The following is a 20,330-nucleotide window of genomic DNA, read 5'->3' as shown; positions in this document are numbered from 1 at the left end:
CGCCCTTCTCAAGGGCAGTGAAGTATGTCCGGTAATGGGTAATCGGTAATAAGTAAGAAAGCAATCGCTCGCCCTAGCACCTTACTCACACTTTTTTGCCCTATATATGCCCTCAGATCTGCCACTTGAGAAGCATGAGAGTTTAAGGCTTTGACAAAAGGATATTCGGCTTTCAACGCTGTATTGTGACGATACATATCTTTTTGTTCCACACCTCGGTTGCCCATCCAAAAACGGACACATTTGTGGCGGACAAACTGAGCGTTTTTAATCGCTTCGTCTGCAGCGTATAGAGTTGTTTTTGCCTTAGCCTTCAACTCTAAAACTCTCATTGACGTGGAAAAAATTTACCAGAAAAAATTGGTTTAAAGCGTCTCTCCGATAGGCAAAAATTAAAAGAAGACTATTCATTACTCCCATCCTCTTCCAGGTAGATGTCGCTATCAACTGTCAACTGTCAACTGAAGTAATTATTGTAGTATAGAAAAGCCGTTAAGTTAAGAATGAGGCTTGTATCCTATTAATTTCGGTAACGCTAAAAGGAGAGTGGCTGTGAAAAAAGTAGCAGTAGTTGGCAACTCTGGAGGCGGTAAATCAAATCTCAGCAAGAGATTATCGGACATCACAGGGTTGCGGCTTTACGTCTTGGACAAGATTAAATATCGATCGGGTGGCGTTGAGGTGTCACAGGAAGACTAGAAGCGCGCCCATCAGGAAATTTGGCAGACTGACAGATGGATTATTGACAGGTTTGGCTGCATGGAAACCGTATGGCTGCGACTTGATGAGGCGGATACTCTGGTTGATGTCGATCTACCCCTATACGTGCATTTCTGGTTGATGACTAAACGACTGATCTGGGGTCACTTTAAACCGCCCGAAGGCTGGCCTGAAAATAGTCCAATACTAAAGAGTTCGATTAGCAGCTACCGCGTGCTTTGGTTGTGTGACAAATATTTGACTCCAAGATATCGCGAATATATCGATCGGGCGCGAAGTAGCAAAAGTGTTGCTCACATCAGGTATTCTGAACAGATTTCGCAATTTTTTGAGTATATTGAAAATGAGACCAAAATTAAAGATAGTGAACTGATATAATCAACTTAATGATGACTCAGTTACGGTTCACATTAATACGATTAATTTATGGAAGCCACACTAGAAGCTAAGTTGTGATGCCGATCGAGAGATGGCTGCAACTACCCGCCAAGCTGTACAGGAAAAAATTGCAGGCGATCGCACGTTAATATTTGCCTATCATTTTGGGTATCCGACATTTCCGCGCGCGATAGGGGTGGATTTGAGTGGCAACCTGTCTACTGGCAGTTTGAAAGTTAATTCTACTTGCGGAAGTCATGCAAAGGTTATCTGCAGCTACTAACCTTTGCCGTTAGACAGTTTCATTGTAATCTATAATCGAGCCGTAAATTCTTGCTAAGAAATGCTGTAGATCGAGGATAAAAAATTATGCAGCAACAGAATTGGCAACCACCAGAATATATCCAACTCAAGGGTCAATTTGTCACGCTGAAGCCCCTCGTTCCACCAAGAGATGTAGGTGAACTCTATTCGATCTCGCATGGCACTCCTGAAAAGCAAGCGGTGTGGAACTATCTGTTCTATGGTCCGTTTGAAAGTCCCTCTGCCATGCAATACTGGATGGAAAGAGAAATGATTGGTAAGTCCGATCCTTTGACTTGGACAGTATTTGAAAACTCCAGTAATACTCAAGTGGGGATTGTCGCATTACTAGCGATCGTTCCCAATCACAGTCGAGCAGAAATCGGTCATGTGTGGTTTAGCCCTGCTGTACATAAAAGTAAAATTAATACAGAGTCACAGTTTTTATTACTTCAGCATCTTTTTGACGGCCATTCATACCGTAGAGTTGAGTGGAAATGCGATGCACTTAATCATGCTAGCCGAACTACGGCCGCCAGAATGGGATTTCTCTATGAAGGGCGTTTCCGACAACATATGATTGTTCGTGGCAGAAATAGGGATACTGATTGGTTTGCAATGACAGACAAGGAGTGGGGACGCTGTAAAGTGAATTTTGAAAAGTGGCTTTACTCAAACGAAAAACTCTCGTTGATGGAACTCAACAATGGCTGAAGTTAACTTAGAATTATGATGAGGAGTTCTGGCACTATAATATATAGCAGTTTTCAGCTATTGGTACAGAGAAACCGGGTTTCTGGGGTGTGCTTCATAAACTTGGAATCTGTTATATGCTACACCCACTATCACGATTCGGCTTTCGCCGACGCTAAGCGATGTCTACCGAAACATTAGTTAACTGGCTCGAAGAGAGGACGGAATTAGGCATATTATCCCGCGAGATTTTACAGGCGATCGCGGGTGAAATGGAAATGGCAACTTTTCCGGCCGGATTTCGAGTGGTAATTGAAGATACGCCTGTCACTAATCTCTATATTTTAGAACGGGGACAAGCCGATCGCTACCGCAGCAAACAACCGGGATTAATGTGGGCGAGTAGTTTGTTGCCGGGGGCGATCGTGAATTTATCTGCCCTCCAGCGATCGCAACCTGCAGATAGTCGAATTATAACTCGGACAGAATGTCAATTTTGGGTAATTAGTGCCGATCGCTGGCGTGGTTTGCTAGAAAGATATCCACGGATCGCCGAAGCCTACGCTCAACGTTTGGCGGCGAAATTAGAGCAGCTAGAAGCAGAAATTGCCTACGAACGAGAGCGTCAAAATGCCCTCCGCAGCTATCTAGTACCTAGGGCGAGACGGGGAGTCATTGGCAATAGTCGTTATGCAGTGAAATTGCGCCAACAAATTCGCACGGCATCGAGTGACAGCCGATCGGTATTAATCTCTGGCGAACCCGGTTTAGAAAAGGATAATTTAGCTGCTTTAATTCATTTCGGTTCCCATCGCCGCAACGAGCCAATTATTCAGATTAAAAGTGCTTTACTTCAGAGCAATGGAGCGGAATTATTCGGGCGGTTGGGCGGCAAACCGGGGCTGTTGGAATGGTTGGGAGAAGGGACGTTAATTTTAAATGACGTGCAAGAATTACCCGCTCAATTATGCCCCCAAATTCAGCAATTATTAACCGAGGGAACCTATACGCCAGTTGTCAAGGAAGGACAAATACCGCGACCACCGCGTTCTAGTAAGGCCCGGATAATTTTAATCTCAGAAATTGTGCAGCCCAAGCTAGATAAGCTGACACAACACAAGATTAAAGTTCCATCATTGCGGGTGCGAAAATCAGATTTAGAAGCACAGGTTAACTATTATCTCAACCTCATTTGTCGCAAAAAGAAATTAGTCAAGCCCCAAGTTACACCGGAAGCAGTTCGCCGCTTACAAGCCTACGATTTTCCAGGGAATTTGCAGGAATTGCAGGGAATGGTCGAGCGCGCTTTAGTTCAAGCACAGGGGAGTCAGGTATTAACGGAAGAAGTGTTTTGGGCCCAGGCAGCAAAGAAACAAAAGTTTCGGCTGAATTTATTAAATATTTATCCAAAATTTCGGCAATTTTTACGGAGCGATTGGTATCCCGATCGCGTGAATTATTGGTTTACCACCTGGGTGTTTGCATTGGTGGTAATTATCCTGTTTGTTGCTCCCCAAGATCGACAACATAATTTTGCGCTAAATATCTTTTGGGCGTGGTGGTGGCCGTTAATTTTATTATTATTCCCCATCATCGGGCGATTGTGGTGTGCTTTTTGCCCTTTTATGATTTATGGGGAAATCGTCCAAAAACTATCGCTGAAAATTTTCCCTCGAACTCTCAATAAATGGCCGCGCCAACAAGCCGAAAAATGGGGTGGTTGGTTTCTCTTTGGACTATTTACCCTAATATTTCTGTGGGAAGAGTTGTGGAATTTAGAAAATACCGCCTATTTATCCAGTTGTTTGTTGTTGCTTATCACCGCCGGAGCGGTAATTTTTTCCCTAATCTTCGAGAGGCGATTTTGGTGTCGTTACTTATGTCCTATCGGGGGAATGAATGGATTATTTGCTAAACTCTCAATTATCGAACTTCGCGCCCAACAAGGAACCTGCGCGGCAGAATGCAGCACCTACCAATGTTACAAAGGCGGCCCCGGCTTGGGGGAAGGATTAACTACTAATGGCTGTCCGATTTATTCCCATCCCGCCCAATTAACCGATAATAAAGATTGCGTATTGTGCATGACTTGCTTAAAAGCCTGTCCGCATCGATCGGTAGAATTAAATCTGCGCCCTCCCGGCATCGAATTATGGACTACCCACGTTCCTCACAGTTATGAAGTTGCCCTGTTATTTCTATTATTAGGCGGTATTTATCTGCATCGCTTGCCGGAGATAAATGATTTATTAGGGCTAGGCATTAATTTAGACCAATTTTTACCTCATTTAGGACTCTCGATCGCAGTGTTAATGATTCCGCCGATGATTCCCCTAATTGCCTACGCAATCATGCAGGTAATTTATCGATTGGGACAAGCAGAAACCATGCCATTTACAACCTACAAACCCCTCTCATTTGTCTCTCTCGCCTACGGTTATTTACCCTTAGTCTGGGGCGGTAGTTTGGCTCACTATTGGCGATTGGGTTTGCAGGAAGGCGGTCGAGTGATTCCCGTAACTTTTGCCACTTTCGGACAAATTAGAGACGATTTACCCAGTTTTATCGGCGATCCAGCGGTAATTAGCTTCTTGCAAGGTTTAACTTTGATTGTATCATTATTAGTCACAATATTTGTGACTCAAAAAATTGCCAAGCGCTCGATTAAATCTTTGATTCCACAGCATTTAGCGAGTTTGTGCCTGATGCTGAGTTTGTGGTATGCGATCGTGGGAACCTGAGAGGGAGTATGCGCGATACATTACTTTGAGTTTTAATTTTTTACTGGCTCTGACCAATTTAAGAGCAGGCTTCTTGCTGACAGGTACAGCAAAACACCATTAAAAAAGTGCCAGAGGAAATGAGTCCCTGGTGAAAACAAACGGCAAATTGCCCGATCGCCAAATTCCGCCTAGACAAGTTAAACTGTAAACATTCTCCGCTAGCCACATCCTAAACTATGACCGCACATCAGGAATCCATCATCGACCAGTTCACTCGTCAAGCAATTCCATTCTCTAAATTGTACGCTCACACAAATCAAGAGTCTCTGTACCTGCTGAGAGAAATGGCGAGAGTATCTGACAAAGACACTGTTCTAGATGTTGCTTGCGGTTCAGGTATTGTTAGCTGTGCTTTTGCGGAAGTTGCCAGTCACGTTACGGGCATTGATATCACACCAGCGATGCTCGAACAAGCCCAGATTCTGGCGCAACAGAAAAACTTGATTAATCTGTCCTGGCAACAAGGAGATATTGAAACACTACCATTTCCCGATGCTACTTTTTCTATTGTTCTGAGTCGTTACGCTTTCCATCATTTTTTGCAGCCAGATGTTGTTCTATCAGAGATGGTTCGCGTATGTCGTCCAGGTGGTCGAATCCTGATTGCTGATGTTGCTTTGCCAGCGGATAAAGTGAATGCTTATGACCGGATTGAGAAGTTGCGCGATCCCTCTCATACTCGCGCCTTGACTCTGGAAGAGTTTCCAAAATTAGTCGCAGATGCCAATCTTCAAAATGTTAAATTGGCTTTTTACAAGGTAGAACTTGGGCTAGAACAACAGTTAGCTGCTTCTTTTCCCAACCCCGGCGATGACCAGAAAATCAGAGAAATTTTTAGAGAGGATATTGGTGTTGACAGTCTCGGAATTGGCGCGCATTTTAGAGGCAAGGAAATTCATTATGCAGTTCCAATCGCTGTCATCGTTGGCGATAAAATAGCCTAAGCTGTATCAACTCAAAACAAGTGTAACAGAGTCCCACTAATAACCAACAACCAATAACCAATAACCAATAACCAATAACCAATAACCAATAACCAATAACCAATAACCAATAACCAATAACCAATAACTAATAACTAATAACTAATAAATATGAGCGATTTATCAACCCGACCAGCCCTAATCAGCAAAGTCATTCCCGATAGCATCGCCGCCGAAATTGGATTTGATGCTGGCGACGCCATCATTGCTGTCAACGGTCAAAAACCCCGCGACTTGATCGACTATCAATTCCTGTGCGCCGATGAATTTCTCGAACTAGAAGTTTTAGATGCCAAAGGCAAAACTCACAAATTAGAAATAGAAAAAGAGTATGACGAAGACTTGGGATTGGAATTTGAAAGCGCCCTCTTCGATGGACTAATTCAGTGCAACAACCGCTGCCCTTTTTGCTTTATCGACCAACAGCCTCCGGGCAAGCGGGAAACTCTGTATCTTAAAGATGATGACTACCGCCTCAGCTTCCTTTACGGTAGCTATCTCACTCTGACAAATCTGACTCAAAAAGAGTGGGACAGAATCGAACAAATGCGGCTTTCTCCTCTCTATGTTTCCGTACACGCTACGGAACCGGAAGTGCGAATTAGGCTGTTAAAAAATCTCCGGGCCGGGAAGATTCTCGAACAAATCAAATGGTTTCAAGAACGTCGCTTGCAAATTCACGCTCAAGTAGTTGTTTGTCCCGGTATTAATGATGGGGAACATTTAGAACGCACTTTGTTAGATTTGGCAAAGTTTCATACTGGAAATATGCCGGCTGTAGCATCGGTGGCTGTCGTGCCAGTAGGTTTAACTCGCTTTCGCCCTCCAGAAGATGAACTAATCGCAGTAACAGCGGAAAAAGCGCGAGAAGTAATCGAACAAGTGCAGAAAATTCAAGTGCTTTTGAGTCAAGGAAAAGGCAGCGGAAAAGCTAAAAAGCAGAATTCAAAATCGCGGTGCATTTGGCTGGCTGACGAGTGGTTTTTAATAGCTGGTTTAGATTTGCCGTCGGCTGCCGATTACGAAGATTATCCGCAAATCGGTAACGGTGTCGGTTCTATCCGCCAGTTTATCCAGCAGTTTGAAACGGCTTTTGAGAAGCTGCAACCGATGCAAGTCGAGCCCGATCGCAAGTTAGTTTGGGTGGTGGGGAATGCTGTGGAAAAAGCTTTTGAGCCGATCGTACAACAACTAAACCAAATTCCCGGCTTGTCCGTCAACATGGCAGCACTGTGCAGCAACTACTGGGGACAAACTATCACTGTCACGGGTTTGCTCACCGGGCAAGATTTGCTCGAAGCTTTGCAGGGGCGAGACTTGGGAGATGGCATCCTGCTGCCGTCGGTGATGCTAAAACAGGGGGAACCGCGTTTTCTCGACGACATGACCCTCGAACAGCTCGCCAGCTCGCTAAAAACCCGGATTTTGCCGGTGAGCGGAGTAGAGGAACTAATCTCGGCGGCGATCGGTCTGGCAAATGCTGAAGTTAAATTCTAAATTTTGAATCGAACATTCAAAAGTTAAGATGAGTAGGGTAATTGTGACTTGCAACCGTCGAGTTCAGGCTACAGACTAGAAATTTGAGACCTCAATCTTGCTCTAAAATTGTCTCTAGGATTGCAGAGTAATTAAAAAATTATGCGTGTTTTTCGTCAAATCATCGTAGTCGGAGTGGGCGCTGCAATTACTTTCAGCAACGCCGCACAGAGTGCTTCAGCACAGTCTCCCACTCAATCTCAGGACAGTTTGGCCCTTAGCAATCAGCTCGAATTAGGGCAGAAGGTTCGATCGACCTCGAACAAAGCGGCAGAATCAGCATCACAGCCCGAACAGTCGATCGCCCTTAATCCCCCAACTGGAAGCGAGCAAGCATCAAAGCCTCAACAGGCTGCTCCGGCTTCCCCATCAACTCTGTCTCAGGCCGGTGCAACGCCTCTAAGAGGGTTGGAACCGACACAGACTCAGCAGCCTTCCCCGAACCCTCCCAACAATATTCCTGTGCCCAGTTCCCCGGTACCTATTCTCCGGGGCACTCCCAACGAAAGTTTCCCCCCTGTGCCTCCGAGGGGCATTCTAGACACCAAGCCTCCGGCTTCCCTGGAACCCAACCCTAATCCACTGCTGTTTCCGACAAGCCCGGAGGATGTCAGGATCGAGCAAACTGAGTCAATTACCTTGCAGCAGGCGATCGACCTAGCCCGCCGCAACAGCCAAGTTTTGCAAATCGCCGGACAGCAAGTCGAACAAAGCAGAGCAGCATTGCGCGAACAGCAAGCGGCTCTTTATCCAGACCTGAATTTTCAAATGGACGCCAGCCGTTCTGTGAGTGCAGGCGGAGAACTCGGAATCCGGGCTGGGCAGCGCCGCCTCAACGCTCTGGCTAACCGAACCGGGCAGCCCGCCGAGCAAGCCGGCACAAATTTTGGCAACAACAGTCTCAACAGCACTTTGCAGTTGAGCTACAACCTCGATTTGTTCGGAGGCCGGCGCGCTACCATCCGCGCGGCAGAGGAACAGTTGCGCCTTCGGGAACTGGATGTGGAACGCCAAGCCGAGGAACTCCGCTTCGACACTGCTGAGGCTTACTACACCTTGCAAAACGCGGACGGACAAGTTGCCATCCGCCAAGCTTCGGTGAGAAATGCCCAGCAAAGTTTGCGGGATGCCGAAGCTTTGGAACGGGCCGGGGTAGGAACCCGGTTTGCTGTGTTGCAGGCTCAGGCAAATTTGGCTAACGAAGTGCAACAACTGTCAGTGGCCCGTCGTGACCAGCGAGTTGCCCAGCGGCGTCTGGCTGAGATTTTGAATGTCAGCCAGTCGGCGAACTTGACAGCGGCCGATCCGGTAGAGCAAGCGGGCTCTTGGAGGCTGTCTTTGGAAGAGAGTATCGTGCAGGCTTTTAAGAATCGCCCCGAGTTGGAACAGCAGTTGGTGCAGAGGGATATCAGCAAGCAGCAGAGGCGAGCGATTCAGGCATCGCGTTTGCCTCAAGTGAGCGTGGGGGGTAGTTACAACGTACTGGGACAAGACCCTGATAACCCCGATCCGTATGCTTCTCGCGGCTGGGCCGATGGTTATTCGATCCGGGCGAGCCTGACTTGGAGTATCTTCGACGGGGGCGCGGCGAACGCCAGGGCGAGACAGCGGGATGCTGAGATTACGATCGCCGAAAGTCGATTTGACCAACTCCGCAACCAAGTGCGCCGGGAAGTGGAACAAGCTTATTTTGGCTTGGAATCGAGTTTTGAGAATATCGAAACTTCAGAGGCGGGGGTTTTGCAGTCGAGGGAAGCTCTGCGTCTGGCCAGACTGCGCTTTCAAGCTGGTGTGGGTACTCAGACGGATGTGATTCAGGCGGAAACTGATTTGACTAGGGCTGAGAGAAACCGATTGTCGGCCATTGTCACCTATAACCTGGGTCTTTCGTCTCTCCAGCGCGCTGTGAGCAATCTTCCGACTAATAACCTTTCGGATGCTCCTTGAGATTGAGTTGGGGCGAGCTTTAATTACCAGATCAATTGGACATCCTGTATTAAACGTCCGACACATTAGTTAATATTTTGTAATAGAGTTCCATGTCAACTGCGTTAAGGGATCGGCAATGGCCAATATCAAGTTTGTGAAGGAAAATCAGGAAGTCATCGCAGCAGACGGAGCCAATTTGAGGCTCAAAGCTCTAGAAAACCGCATCGATTTGTACACATTTTCGGGAAAGATGATGAATTGCGGGGGCTACGGTCAATGCGGCACCTGCATTGTGGAAATTGTAGAGGGCAGTGAAAATCTGTCGCCCCGCACTGACTTTGAAAACCGCAAGCTCAAGAAAAAGCCCGAAAACTATCGGTTGGCTTGTCAAGCTATGGTCAACGGCCCGGTGAGCGTGAAGACTAAACCGTGACTTTCAGAAGGCAGAAGACTAGAGATGCTCTAATGCAGAAGGAAAGAAAAATGCAGAATGCAATAATTTTGTTTTTTTTTCCTATTTCACTGTATAATCACGCATTTTGCCGGTCTAGGAAAAGAAACTTGGTTTCTAGGACAAATAAGAGATTGGGCAGCAAGGCATCCAGCCAGAAAGAGGGTTTCGACGCTTGTCGGTAAGCTCTTCTTCTGTCTTCGAGTTTGCCTTTTGCCTTTGAGTGATATCCTAGTTGTGTGTGTTTTTCTATTTTCCGATAGAGGCGAGCGTCTTCATGGAAGTTAACGATTTAGGGTTTGTGGCAACCATTCTGTTTGTATTGGTTCCCAGTGTTTTTCTAATCATTCTGTACATTCAAACAGCTAGCCGTCAAGGTAGAAAAGATTAGCAACTGCTGCTATTTCTGTCAGGCGCAAGCTGCTTGCAAAAAAAAGCGCCAACAGCTTTTTGCTGAGGCGCTTTTTTTGTTAACTGTTGAGTTTTAGCTGCTAACTCTTAACAATAAGATCCTAGCCGACTGTGCGGGCTAGCAAGACCGGACAGTTGGCATAAACTCGCACGTAGTCTGATAGCGAATTTCCTAGGAGTCGATCGATATCCACAAAGTTTTTGGCAACGCTGGGTCGCCGATCCGGGGAACCGATTACCAACAAGTCGGCATTCAAGTCGTCTGCAATCCGACAAATTTCTTCCCCTGGCTTGCCTGTAGCACTCACGCAGCGGTAGCTAACTCCCATTTGTTTGGTTAGCGCTACTGCCGGAGCTAATACAGGGTCTTTTTCAGCACTTGCTGTTAAATCTTCGCTGGTTTTTCCCGTCAAATCTTTGGTGACGTGTACTAAAATTATCTCTCCGCCGCTGACTTCTTTGACCAAAGATAGCGCAAGCTGCAATGACTGTTTGGCAGCTTCTGATTTGTCTACCGCTACCATGACGCGCTTGATTTTTTTGACGTAAATGTCGTCTTTGACTAACAGCATCGGTCGGGATGTTAGCTGGAAAACGTACTGGCTTACTGAGTTTTCCAAAATCGATTGCAGCCGTCCGAGTCCCCGGGAACCCATAATTACTAAGTCGGATTGTTCTTCTTCTGCGACTTGGCAAACGGTGGTTTTCGGGTCTCCCTGTTTGAGCCGCGGGTTGACTTTGCTGGGATCTATTTTCAAAGACTGGACTGCTTGTGCTAAAATCTTGCCTCCTTCTTCCAACTTCTCGGCCATGCCATCGGAGGTTACTTGCGGCGGCACGACGTGCAAGACGGTGACAGAGGTTTGTTGCAAGGAAGGGATGTCCATCAACATATTAAACATCTCTTCGCACAAGCCGCGACCGGCTACGGCTACTAAAATTTTTTCTATCATGGTTTTGGCGGTAAAAACAGTTGAGTTTTCTTGTGCGACGTTAAACTAGGGCGTTGGTACTCTAGTTTCTTACTGTCAAGCATAAGCCTGAAGTTTGTCTTATGATTTGTAGAAATGTAGCGTTTTGGAACGATTTGTAAAGTGTTAGAGAACGATCGAACTCAACCAGAACTCGCACCGGCTGGTGCTATTCAAAATCGGCGCGGGATTGACTCTGAGGGCTGGTTTGAATATTTGGTGCGAGTGTATCCTCACCATACTGACTACAGCGGTGTGGTTTGGCACGGCACTTATATTGCTTGGATGGAGGAAGCTAGGGTGGAAAGTTTGCGCTCTCTCGGCATCGAGTATGCAGACTGGGTGGCGCAGGGTTTGGAATTGCCCGTGGTGGAACTTTCGCTGCGCTACCACCGGGCTGTACAAATGGGTCAATCTGTAGCAGTCAGAACGCGGATCGCTGCTACCGAGGGTGTGCGGCTGCTTTGGGATTACGAAATTCGATCGGCTGATACTCAGGAGTTATATGTGACAGCACAGGTAACTTTGGTTGGTGTCGATCGCGACAAGAACAAGATTATCCGGCAATTGCCACCGGCACTAAAGGAGGCTTTGACAAGGCTTTCTGTTAAACCTTCAACCTAAGCTGCTGTTAACTATAAAAAATAGTTAGTGCAGCCATAGTAAGTAGAGTGCGTGACTTTTGAGTCACTCCATTCGTCGCCCAAATTTTATTTGGTCACGCACCCTACACAACTGCCTTCTGCCTTCATGGGAACTTTTAATAATGTCAAAAAAACTGGGATTGCCAGAGCCAAATATTGAACTTCAGCGCAATATTTTGGAAAAAACAGAGTTAAACTCTGCCTTAACAACTGAAGACAAAACTCTTGTTTCTGGAAAGCCAGACAGTTTAAAGAACGGTGAATTAGCTGACAGTCAAGGCAAAATTTGGGCGATCGCATCGCTGTCGGCGGCGCTGCTAGCGGTGTCGCTGGCTGCCATTTTTATTAGGTTGAGCGAACGGGAAATCAGCCCGAATGCTACTGTTTTTAACCGTTTGTGGATAGCAACTGTAGTATTTGGGGTGTGGAATGGTGCGGGTGCTGCGCGTCGCCGAATGTCTGGGGCACAAGTTGAAGAGCGATCGAACTACACTCTGCAGGATGTGATGCTGTTAACAGCGGTAGGCGTGGTTTCTTCTGCTTCTGTGGGTTTCTGGGCCTGGTCACTGAGTCAGACTAATGTCGCTAATTCTACTGTACTGCGAAACTTAACTCCTTTATTTACTACTTTGGGGGGATGGCTGCTGTTGGGGCGGCGCTTTGACAGCCGATTTTTGGTGGGACTGGCGGTGGCGTTGTCCGGCGCAATTGCGATCGGCATGGACGATTTGCAAACTGCGGGAGACAATCTTGCCGGCGACATTGCTGCTCTTTTATCGGCGATGTTTTATGCAGGAAATCTGCTCATTTCAGAACATTTGCGAACCAAGTTTCCGGCAACAACTATATTGATGTGGCGATGTTTCATTGGCAGTATATTGTTTTTGCCACTCGTTGTGCTTGCGGGCGATCGAGTTTTCCCTTATTCTTGGCAGGGATGGCTGACTGTAATTGCTTTGGCGGTGATTTGCCAAGCTTTCGGTCAGGGACTGCTTATCCACAGTCTAGGTCGTTTGTCCTCGGAATTTGTAGCTTTTTTCCTGCTGCTAGAACCCGTAATTACGGCTATTATGGCTTGGGTGCTGTTTTCGGAAAGTTTGAGCTTGTTTAATTGGTTTGCTTTTTCTGTGGTTTTGGCTGGAATATATTTGGGAAAATCTAGCAGTTCGGTCGCTAAAAAATGAAACAAAAAGGAAAAATACTTAAATGATTCCAAGATCGATTAGCCGGAATCGCTGGCATTATGACTTTACTTTGCTGCCTCAATATTTGGAGGTACTCTTTGCTAAATTGCGGATTGCTGTGGTGTTCGGTGGCGACTGCGACCGCCCTGGTTCTGTGATTTACAAAACTCACAATCCCCGCGCTTGGAAAAGTTACGAAACCGTCGCCCGCGAGATTGCGAAAGCCTTAGCAGAGATTGGCTTTCAGCAAGTTTTTGTCATTCCTGACGACATGAATTTGCCGCAACAACTCAAACAAAACAATATCCATTTAGTGTGGCTGAATACTGGCGGAGTCCAGGGCTACAATCCTGTTTGTCACACTCCCGCATTGTTGGAAATGTTGGGAATGCCTTATGTCGGTCACAATCCTTTAAATAGTTCAACTTTAGATAACAAACACGCTTTTAAGCGGGAACTGCAATCAGTCGGAATTAAAACTGCTCCATTTATGACTTGGCATCCTTCTCAAGGGATCTTGCAGCCTAATTTGCATCAGCGTTTTGCCATTGCTTTTGGTGACTATCAAGGGCCGTTTGTTGTTAAACCCGTATCCGGTCGCGCTTCGCTGCACGTTCATTTTGTAGACAAGATTGAGGGTTTGTCTCAGGCGGTTTCGGAAGTTCACCGAGACACTCACAATACTGCTTTAATTGAAAAGTATTTGCCTGGACGAGAATTTTGTGTAGCGGTCTGCGGCTATGTTATTTATGCTAAAGGCAGATTTTATAAAAATACCAAACCTTTTGCTTTTTCGACTGTAGAGCGGGTGCTGGAGCCGGAAGAACGCATCTTTACTTCTATGGATCAAAAGGCGATTACGGCCGACCGAGGACGGTTGATGGGCGGTGACGAACCTGAACTAAAACAAGAGTTAATTGAGTTAGCTCGAAAAATTTATTGGGAGTTTAGTTTGAACAGTTTGGTGCGGATCGATGTCCGAAGTGATGCTGATGGCTCGCTTTATGTTTTGGAAGCAAATCCCAAACCGGATCTGAAACACCCAGGGGAAAATGTGACGAGTTTGGTAGCTTTAGGTTTGGCGGAATACGGGATGAGTTATAACGATTTAATTTTTAGTTTACTGGCGGATAGGTTGGATTATTTGTTGACTCAGCATATCCAAATTATTCCTCATATTGTGGATTTGCTTCATTAATCGGACTGGCAGGTTGCGCTGGACGCAGCTTACCTGTAAACAAAAGGGCTTTGTAAAGAAATATAAATTGTTGAGCAAAGTGAACACAGGTTGGCAAGTTGTGATAGCTTTGAGTAAGATAGCGATTTGTAGATGTCCATTTTTCTGTCAGCATCAAAGTCACTCAATTTATATTAATTAGATAAAACAAATGCAAGCATTACTTTTATTTATAGGATTTGGAGGCGGGGCATTAGTCTGCTGGCTAATTTTAAATAAGCGAAATTCACGCAATTTGGTGCGGATGAAGGGTTCGCAGGAGGCTATATCGAATTTGGCGGCTCAGTTGGATGCCCGAAATTCGGAATTGCGGCAAAAGGTTCAGAATGAAAATAAGTTAAATTCTGAATTATCCCAGTTGCAAAGTCGGTTTGAGGCTGTGACTCGCGAGCAAGATATTTTAAAAAATCAAGTGTCGGAAATGGAAGATTTTTTGGCAGGAATTGCCCAAGATCGATCGCAAATTGATGCTCTGATTGCTGATTTGCAGTTTCAGCTAGAAAATGCTCAACAAGCTGAGTCGCAGTTAGCAGAAGTGGCAGAACTTAAAGATCGGTTAGAAATTGCAGAGCAGGAGCGATCGCAACTTAACGCTCAATTGCTGGAAATGCAAGCAGAGTTAGAGGCGGTTGATGCAGAACGTTCTCAATTTCAGGCTCTGCTTTCGGAATTTGAGAGTCAGTTGGAAACGGCTAGCCAAAGCAGATTGCAGGTACAGTACCAGTTGTCGGAAATTCAAATTAAGTTCGATCGCTCCATTGAAGAGCGGGAGCAACTTCAGTCTCAACTGTCGGGTTTGCAAACTCAACTGCAATTAGTCGAAGCAGAGCGATCGCAGTTTACTTCGGAATTGTCAGAGCTACAAGCTCAATTAGAGAGTGCAGAGCAAGAACGCGAAATACTCAACTCTCAATTGCAAACCGCTCGCGAACAAGCACAGCAACCTGCATTTGAATTATTAGAACTGCAAAGACAGTTAGAAGCTGCTAATTTGGATAAAACGCAGTTAAACTCTCAAGTTCAGGAAGTACAAATTCAATCCGAAATGGTTGTTTTAGAGCGAGAGAGACTGCTGGCTAAGTTGTCAGAATTGGAGTCTCAGATACATCGCAAGGAGGGAGATAGCTCGCAACTCCAGTCTCAGTTATCAGAATTGCAAGCTCAATTAGAAACAGCTAACACAGAACGATCGCACCTTGATTCTCAATTGTCGGAATCCCAAAGTCAAATCGAGACAGCCAACCAGAGCCAAAGTCAACTTCAATCTCAAGTATCCGACTTAGAAGCTCAGCTAGATAGCCTGCGTCAAACTCGCTCTGAATTAGAATCTCAGCTAGAAACAGCTAACACAGAACGCTCGCAACTTTATTCTCAACTCTCGGAAATTCAAAGTCAAGCCGAGACAGCCAACCAGAATCAAAATCAACTTCAATCTCAAATCTCGGAGTTAGAGCACCACTTAGAAAGTGTGCGTCAAAATCGCTCTGAATTGGAATCTCAACTCACTTCTCAAATCTCGCAATTGCAAAGTCAAACCGAGACAGCCAATCAGAATCAAAATCAACTTCAATCTCAAGTATCCGAGCTAGAACAACAGTTAGAAACTGTGCGTCAAAGTCGCTCTGAATTGGAATCTCAGCTAACTTCTCAAATCTCGGAATTGCAAAGTCAAATCGAGACAGCCAACCACAATCAAGCTCAACTTCAATCTCAAGTATCCGAGCTAGAACATCACCTAAATAGTGTGTATCAAACTCGCTCTGAATTAGAATTTCAGCTAGAAACAGCTAACACAGAACGATCGCACCTTTATTCTCAACTCTCGGAATTCCCCGCTCAAATCGAGACGGCCAATCAGAATCAAAATCAACTTCAATCTCAAATCTCCGAGTTAGAACATCAGTTAGAGAGTGTGCGTCAAAGCCGCTCTGAATTGGAATCTCAACTCACTTCTCAAATCTCGCAATTGCAAAGTCAAATCGAAACAGCTAATCAAAATCAAAATCAACTTCAATCTCAAGTATCCGAATTAGAAAATCAGTTAGAAAGTGTGCGTCAAAGTCGCTCTGAATTGGAATCTCAGCTAGAAACTGCTAACACAGAACGATCGCGCCTTTATTCTCAACTCTCGGAAACTCAAAGTCAAATCGAGAGAGCCAATCACAATCAAGCTCAACTTCAATCTCAAGTATCCGAGTTAGAACACCAACTAGAGACAGTTTATCAAGAACGCTTGCTGCTAACATCGCAACTTTCCGAAGAGGGCGATCGACAATCTGAGCATTTTGACTCGGAATCAAAGCAAATTGAAGCATCTACTTCTAATCCCAAAGTTTTGAACAGTCAAAAATTTGTTGTTTCTCAGCAGGGTCAAGGTGATTATACTACTATTAGCGAAGCGCTGAAAAATGCAGCACCGGGCACGCGCATTGACGTGCATCCAGGCGTTTACCGCGAAAGTTTAATTCTCGACAAATCGGTAGAAATTATCGGCAGCGGAGAGGTCGATCGCATTGTGGTTGAAAGTATCAACTCAAACTGCATTAAAATGGCAACTGACCGTGCTTTAGTGCGGGGGTTAACGCTGAGCGCGACAGGGAAATATTACGCTGTAGATATTCGCAAAGGCGAGTTAATCATAGAAGACAGCGATCTCACTTCTGCGGACTATTCTGTGGTGGGAATTTGCGGCCCTGATGCAAATTCTATTCTCCGCCGCAGTCAAATTCATGATGGGGTATGGAACGGAATTTTTATATCGGATAATGCGAAAGCAACGGTGGAAGATTGCAGTATTTTTGACAACGGCAGTTTGGGAATAGGTGTCGGATTGGGAGGAAAATTGCTCGTGCGCCGGTGTCGGATTAATGGTAATGAAGGTGAGGCGATCGGCATTTACAGAGATGGCATTGCTACCGTGGAAGATAGTGATTTAACGGGCAATCCTGGAGGTGCTTGGCGCATTGCAGATAACGGATACCTGCGGAGCAAAGGAAATCAAGAATAGAAGAAGGAAGAGGGAAGTTCGGCAACGAGCACTGTACAAGATGTAACGGATGTCAGGAAGAAGGAACAAGGAAGAGAAAAAAGCGAAGAGAATTCCTAATTAGCGATTCCAAATCCCCGATTGCCAATTACCAATTACCAATTACCAATTCTAAATGCCTAACAATCGAGCTGGATTGTGTTTCATCATTAAATCAATTTCGTGCGGAGAAATGCCTTCACCTATCAATTTTTCCACAAATAATTTGTAACCTTCCGCAGGCAAAGGATCGGGTTTCCTTCCTAAATCCGTGCTGAGAACAAAATGCTCTGCTCCGATTAGTTTAATCGCTGCTGCCATCTTACTAATAGAAACTTGATGCCAGTTTTTGTGACCGTCATCAGCGGCATTGTCTCCCATCAAATCGTTGACAAATGCGAGTTCTAGAAAAGCTCCCATCTGGGTGGCTGTTTGCATATTTTCTAGGGACAAACCGGGTACATCTGCCATTGCGTGGGTAATCAGGATGTTCTTAATGTTGAGCAGGTTGGCTTCAGCTACAACTGCCATCACTTCTTCTGAGGAAATATGACCAGTTTCCAATACCAAATTATCTTTGGCTACCATCTTCAACACCGCTGCTGTTTCCGGTAAAACCTTGCCATTTTCGGCAACTTTAATCCCCATTCCCGATTTGTGAAAAACCTGCAAGTGATGCTCAGCATCAACTGTTGGCAGCCACACTACTTTACCGTATTTGCCGCCGATGCGGTGCATTGCGTCTACAGCGTCGGGATTAATGCCACCGACAGCATGATTGAGAACCACTCCCCCGAAAACTTCGATTTCTGGTACTATTTTATTAACCAAAACTGCCCGCGCTGCTGTGCTGGCATAATGATTTTTCAATACCACAGCTTTCATCTTCGCCCTAGCAGCTAATTTCGCTACTTCAAAATCATCCAACCTGCGGGGAATCACATCAGGAGAAGAATGAATGTGAAAGTCGATCGCACCTTCGATCGTACTCTTTTGCAAATTGACCATCGGCGAATCTCCGACAGCATAAACTGGCAGACAAAACCAATAGCAAACCATCCAAACTAACGTAAAAAAAACAGCTTGCATTCATCCCCTCTTCCCTTCTCCTCTGCGTTCTCTGCGGCCTCTGCGGTTCATTCCCTCTTAATCCTCTCAAATAAAAGATTTAACCGCATTTGCCAAAGCTTCTGCATTCTCTTCGTGCATACCCAAAGAACCAGGAATAACTCGCGATTCAACACCCGGTAATTCCGTTAATGCTTCCATTTCAGCCTTTGATTTTGGCGGCGCATTCTCAGCAATTACAACCATCACCGGCACTGCTAATTGTTGAAAATTATCTGTAAATTCCGATCGCACTTTAGCCGGATCTAAACCACCAGTCACAAAGGCAGCGGGACCGTAGCGAGCACCGGGTTTTTGCGTGATTTTCCACTTATTTTGAATGAAGTCGGGCGTGACTTTTGCAGCATCCACATAGACGTGACGCCGATACATCAAACTCAGGAAAGACGGCGCAGTGTTTAGTTTGTATAGGAATTGTCCCAGTAAGGGCGATCGTACTAATTCTCTCACAATTCCATGCCACCCGCTTTGCTGTTTGCTCATCGTCGGCAAAGGCCCGCGCCAAGTCGGCGCAGCTAACACAATTTTTGACCAAACATTAGGCTTTGATTGCGCTAATTGCATCACATAACCCGCAGCGTGACCTGCAGCAACTACAGCAACCGGACTATTAAAATTTGCCTCAACAAAATTCTTGAGAAATTGATGGTATAATTGCGGTTCATAGTTGGTTCGCGGGCGATCCGATTCCCCGAAACCCGGCCAATCTAAGCTCACAACTTGAAATTTAGGAGCTAACAATTCTGCTAAAGGACGCATTTCTTCTCGCGTCGAAACCGTACTGAAAGCAGGCAGCAGCAATACAGGATTTCCCTGTCCTCTGGTTTCGTAAATAACTTTGATTTGTGTTTGTTTCCAATTCCAGAGATATTCTTGAACTGCGGCGGGATAGTTGCCAGAACCTGATTTTGTTAAATTTGTAGTTTGAGTCATAACTGTTTATTCTTTTAATTTGCTTCGGCTTGCTTGTTCAATTCACAAGCAAGTGCCTTATTTTTCATCATTTGAAAGATGTTGTAAAATCCGTTAGCGCGGGAAGGTGTCAGACTCACATTCAATCCCGTGTCTTGAATAAAATCTGGGGTAATGGTGACAATTTCAGCAGGCGTTAATCCGCTCAAACCTTCTACCAGCAAGCCAACTAATCCTTTGACTAACTGAGCGTCTGAATCGCCTTGATACAATACTTTTCCGTCTGCCAAATTTGCAGTAATATAAACTTGCGACACGCAGCCAGAAACTTTGTTTTCCGGCAGTTTGTCGCTTTCGGGAAATGCTGGGAGTCGCTTGGCATACCACAGCAGTTGTTCGTAGCGCTGTTTTGGATCGGAGTGTCGCTGAAAGCGCTGGACGATTTTAGCTAGGGCTGCGGGTAGCGCGGTGTTTGCGGACATGATTCACTCGTAGCGGTTTACTTCGTTAATATTATACATTTAATTTTGCCGGCGGGTGCGATCGCCTGCTCATCTGCTCCCACTGAAGCCGTCTTCACAATACTTCGGACAGTTTTTAAGCAGCCAAAGTACCATAAGACAAGACTGAAGGAAGATTTGGATGGTTTAAAATCAAATCCGGGTCTAAATCTAACTTGTCAATAAAGGTACAAAGTAGATGCTTATTGAATTCCAGACGTTTATAAGAAGCCATAGAAAACACAAACGACTTGGCAGATGAATGACAACTAGAGAGTTGATGTTTAGCTAAGTTTAAGGCAATTAGACTGGCATTAAAGTGAAAATCAAGCCGCGGTAAATGACGAGCTTGACAATCCGACAATCCCGTAAATTGCTTGGCATCACGAAAAATAAATTCAATCTGGAAACGAGCCTGATAATATTCAACAATTTGCTCAGGCGGTAAGTGAATATCAGTGCTAAATAATAAAGCATTTTTAATTTTTCCGTTGGCTTGAACCTCAGAGATACAAGCCAACCTAATTTGGCAATTTAAACAA

The 20,330-nt window shown here is 45.4% G+C and carries 20 protein-coding genes; 14 read left to right on the top strand and 6 right to left on the bottom strand.

The features are described 5' to 3' along the window. Positions 1-8 precede the first annotated feature (8 nt). A complete protein-coding gene (locus tag QUA33_RS22605) occupies positions 9-332 on the bottom strand; it encodes a hypothetical protein (RefSeq protein ID WP_333151330.1) in 324 nt (107 codons plus the stop codon). A gap of 220 nt (positions 333-552) precedes the next feature. Here QUA33_RS22605 and QUA33_RS22600 point away from each other — a divergent pair, with 220 nt between their 5' ends. The 10 genes from QUA33_RS22600 to psbM all read left to right on the top strand — a co-directional run bounded on the left by QUA33_RS22600 (position 553) and on the right by psbM (position 10,167). Next, complete coding sequence (locus QUA33_RS22600) at positions 553-699, top strand: hypothetical protein (RefSeq protein WP_333151328.1); 147 nt, start codon at positions 553-555, stop codon at positions 697-699. Positions 700-759: 60 nt separating this feature from the next. Continuing rightward, positions 760-1,098, top strand: a complete 339-nt coding sequence (locus QUA33_RS22595) for a hypothetical protein (protein ID WP_333151326.1) — start codon at positions 760-762, stop codon at positions 1,096-1,098. Between the two features lie 91 nt (positions 1,099-1,189). Continuing rightward, on the top strand, positions 1,190-1,381 hold the full coding sequence (locus QUA33_RS22590; RefSeq protein ID WP_333151324.1) for a hypothetical protein: 192 nt from the start codon (positions 1,190-1,192) through the stop codon (positions 1,379-1,381). Positions 1,382-1,467: 86 nt separating this feature from the next. Continuing rightward, positions 1,468-2,115: a GNAT family protein gene (locus QUA33_RS22585; RefSeq protein ID WP_333151322.1), complete on the top strand. Its 648-nt coding sequence runs from the start codon at positions 1,468-1,470 to the stop codon at positions 2,113-2,115. Between the two features lie 161 nt (positions 2,116-2,276). Beyond that, on the top strand, positions 2,277-4,835 hold the full coding sequence (locus QUA33_RS22580) for a sigma 54-interacting transcriptional regulator (RefSeq protein ID WP_333151320.1): 2,559 nt from the start codon (positions 2,277-2,279) through the stop codon (positions 4,833-4,835). Between the two features lie 218 nt (positions 4,836-5,053). Beyond that, a complete protein-coding gene (locus QUA33_RS22575; RefSeq protein ID WP_333151318.1) occupies positions 5,054-5,821 on the top strand; it encodes a methyltransferase domain-containing protein in 768 nt (255 codons plus the stop codon). A 150-nt stretch (positions 5,822-5,971) separates the two neighbouring features. Next, positions 5,972-7,357: a TIGR03279 family radical SAM protein gene (locus tag QUA33_RS22570; protein WP_333151316.1), complete on the top strand. Its 1,386-nt coding sequence runs from the start codon at positions 5,972-5,974 to the stop codon at positions 7,355-7,357. 141 nt (positions 7,358-7,498) lie between these two features. After that, positions 7,499-9,343 (top strand): TolC family protein, encoded by a 1,845-nt coding sequence (locus QUA33_RS22565; RefSeq protein WP_333151314.1) that lies wholly within the window; start codon positions 7,499-7,501, stop codon positions 9,341-9,343. Positions 9,344-9,461: 118 nt separating this feature from the next. Next, positions 9,462-9,758, top strand: coding sequence for a 2Fe-2S iron-sulfur cluster-binding protein (locus QUA33_RS22560; RefSeq protein WP_333055813.1), 297 nt, complete (start codon positions 9,462-9,464; stop codon positions 9,756-9,758). Positions 9,759-10,053: 295 nt separating this feature from the next. Continuing rightward, complete coding sequence (psbM, locus tag QUA33_RS22555; RefSeq protein WP_015177760.1) at positions 10,054-10,167, top strand: photosystem II reaction center protein PsbM; 114 nt, start codon at positions 10,054-10,056, stop codon at positions 10,165-10,167. A 121-nt stretch (positions 10,168-10,288) separates the two neighbouring features. On the opposite strand, the gene QUA33_RS22550 is transcribed toward psbM, so the two are convergent. Further along, positions 10,289-11,140, bottom strand: a complete 852-nt coding sequence (locus QUA33_RS22550) for a universal stress protein (RefSeq protein WP_333099951.1) — start codon at positions 11,138-11,140, stop codon at positions 10,289-10,291. 141 nt (positions 11,141-11,281) lie between these two features. On the opposite strand from QUA33_RS22550, the gene QUA33_RS22545 reads away from it, so the two are divergent. The 4 genes from QUA33_RS22545 to QUA33_RS22530 all read left to right on the top strand — a co-directional run bounded on the left by QUA33_RS22545 (position 11,282) and on the right by QUA33_RS22530 (position 17,230). Beyond that, positions 11,282-11,782 carry a thioesterase family protein gene (locus tag QUA33_RS22545; protein ID WP_333099950.1) on the top strand — a complete coding sequence of 167 codons (501 nt, stop codon included), beginning with the start codon at positions 11,282-11,284 and terminating at the stop codon, positions 11,780-11,782. Between the two features lie 142 nt (positions 11,783-11,924). Further along, complete coding sequence (locus QUA33_RS22540; RefSeq protein WP_333151311.1) at positions 11,925-12,986, top strand: DMT family transporter; 1,062 nt, start codon at positions 11,925-11,927, stop codon at positions 12,984-12,986. 22 nt (positions 12,987-13,008) lie between these two features. Next, positions 13,009-14,184 (top strand): ATP-grasp domain-containing protein, encoded by a 1,176-nt coding sequence (locus tag QUA33_RS22535; RefSeq protein ID WP_333151309.1) that lies wholly within the window; start codon positions 13,009-13,011, stop codon positions 14,182-14,184. A 190-nt stretch (positions 14,185-14,374) separates the two neighbouring features. Beyond that, the gene (locus QUA33_RS22530) at positions 14,375-17,230 is read left to right on the top strand and encodes a right-handed parallel beta-helix repeat-containing protein (protein WP_333151308.1); all 2,856 of its coding nucleotides are present in this window, start codon (positions 14,375-14,377) and stop codon (positions 17,228-17,230) included. 150 nt (positions 17,231-17,380) lie between these two features. Here QUA33_RS22530 and QUA33_RS22525 read toward each other — a convergent pair whose 3' ends face one another. The 4 genes from QUA33_RS22525 to QUA33_RS22510 all read right to left on the bottom strand — a co-directional run. Then, positions 17,381-18,337 (bottom strand): DUF6282 family protein, encoded by a 957-nt coding sequence (locus QUA33_RS22525; protein WP_333151306.1) that lies wholly within the window; start codon positions 18,335-18,337, stop codon positions 17,381-17,383. A 66-nt stretch (positions 18,338-18,403) separates the two neighbouring features. Then, the gene (locus QUA33_RS22520) at positions 18,404-19,309 is read right to left on the bottom strand and encodes an alpha/beta hydrolase (RefSeq protein WP_333151304.1); all 906 of its coding nucleotides are present in this window, start codon (positions 19,307-19,309) and stop codon (positions 18,404-18,406) included. Between the two features lie 14 nt (positions 19,310-19,323). Beyond that, positions 19,324-19,770, bottom strand: coding sequence for a SufE family protein (locus tag QUA33_RS22515; RefSeq protein ID WP_333099944.1), 447 nt, complete (start codon positions 19,768-19,770; stop codon positions 19,324-19,326). A gap of 115 nt (positions 19,771-19,885) precedes the next feature. Further along, the coding region (locus tag QUA33_RS22510; protein WP_333151302.1) for a transposase at positions 19,886-20,330 on the bottom strand (445 nt) is incomplete at its 5' end.

This window comes from Microcoleus sp. Pol14D4 (assembly GCF_036701245.1).
Taxonomy (GTDB): domain Bacteria; phylum Cyanobacteriota; class Cyanobacteriia; order Cyanobacteriales; family Microcoleaceae; genus Microcoleus.
Note: the sequence above shows the minus strand (reverse complement) of the source record. Positions and strands in the feature narration are given on the sequence as shown.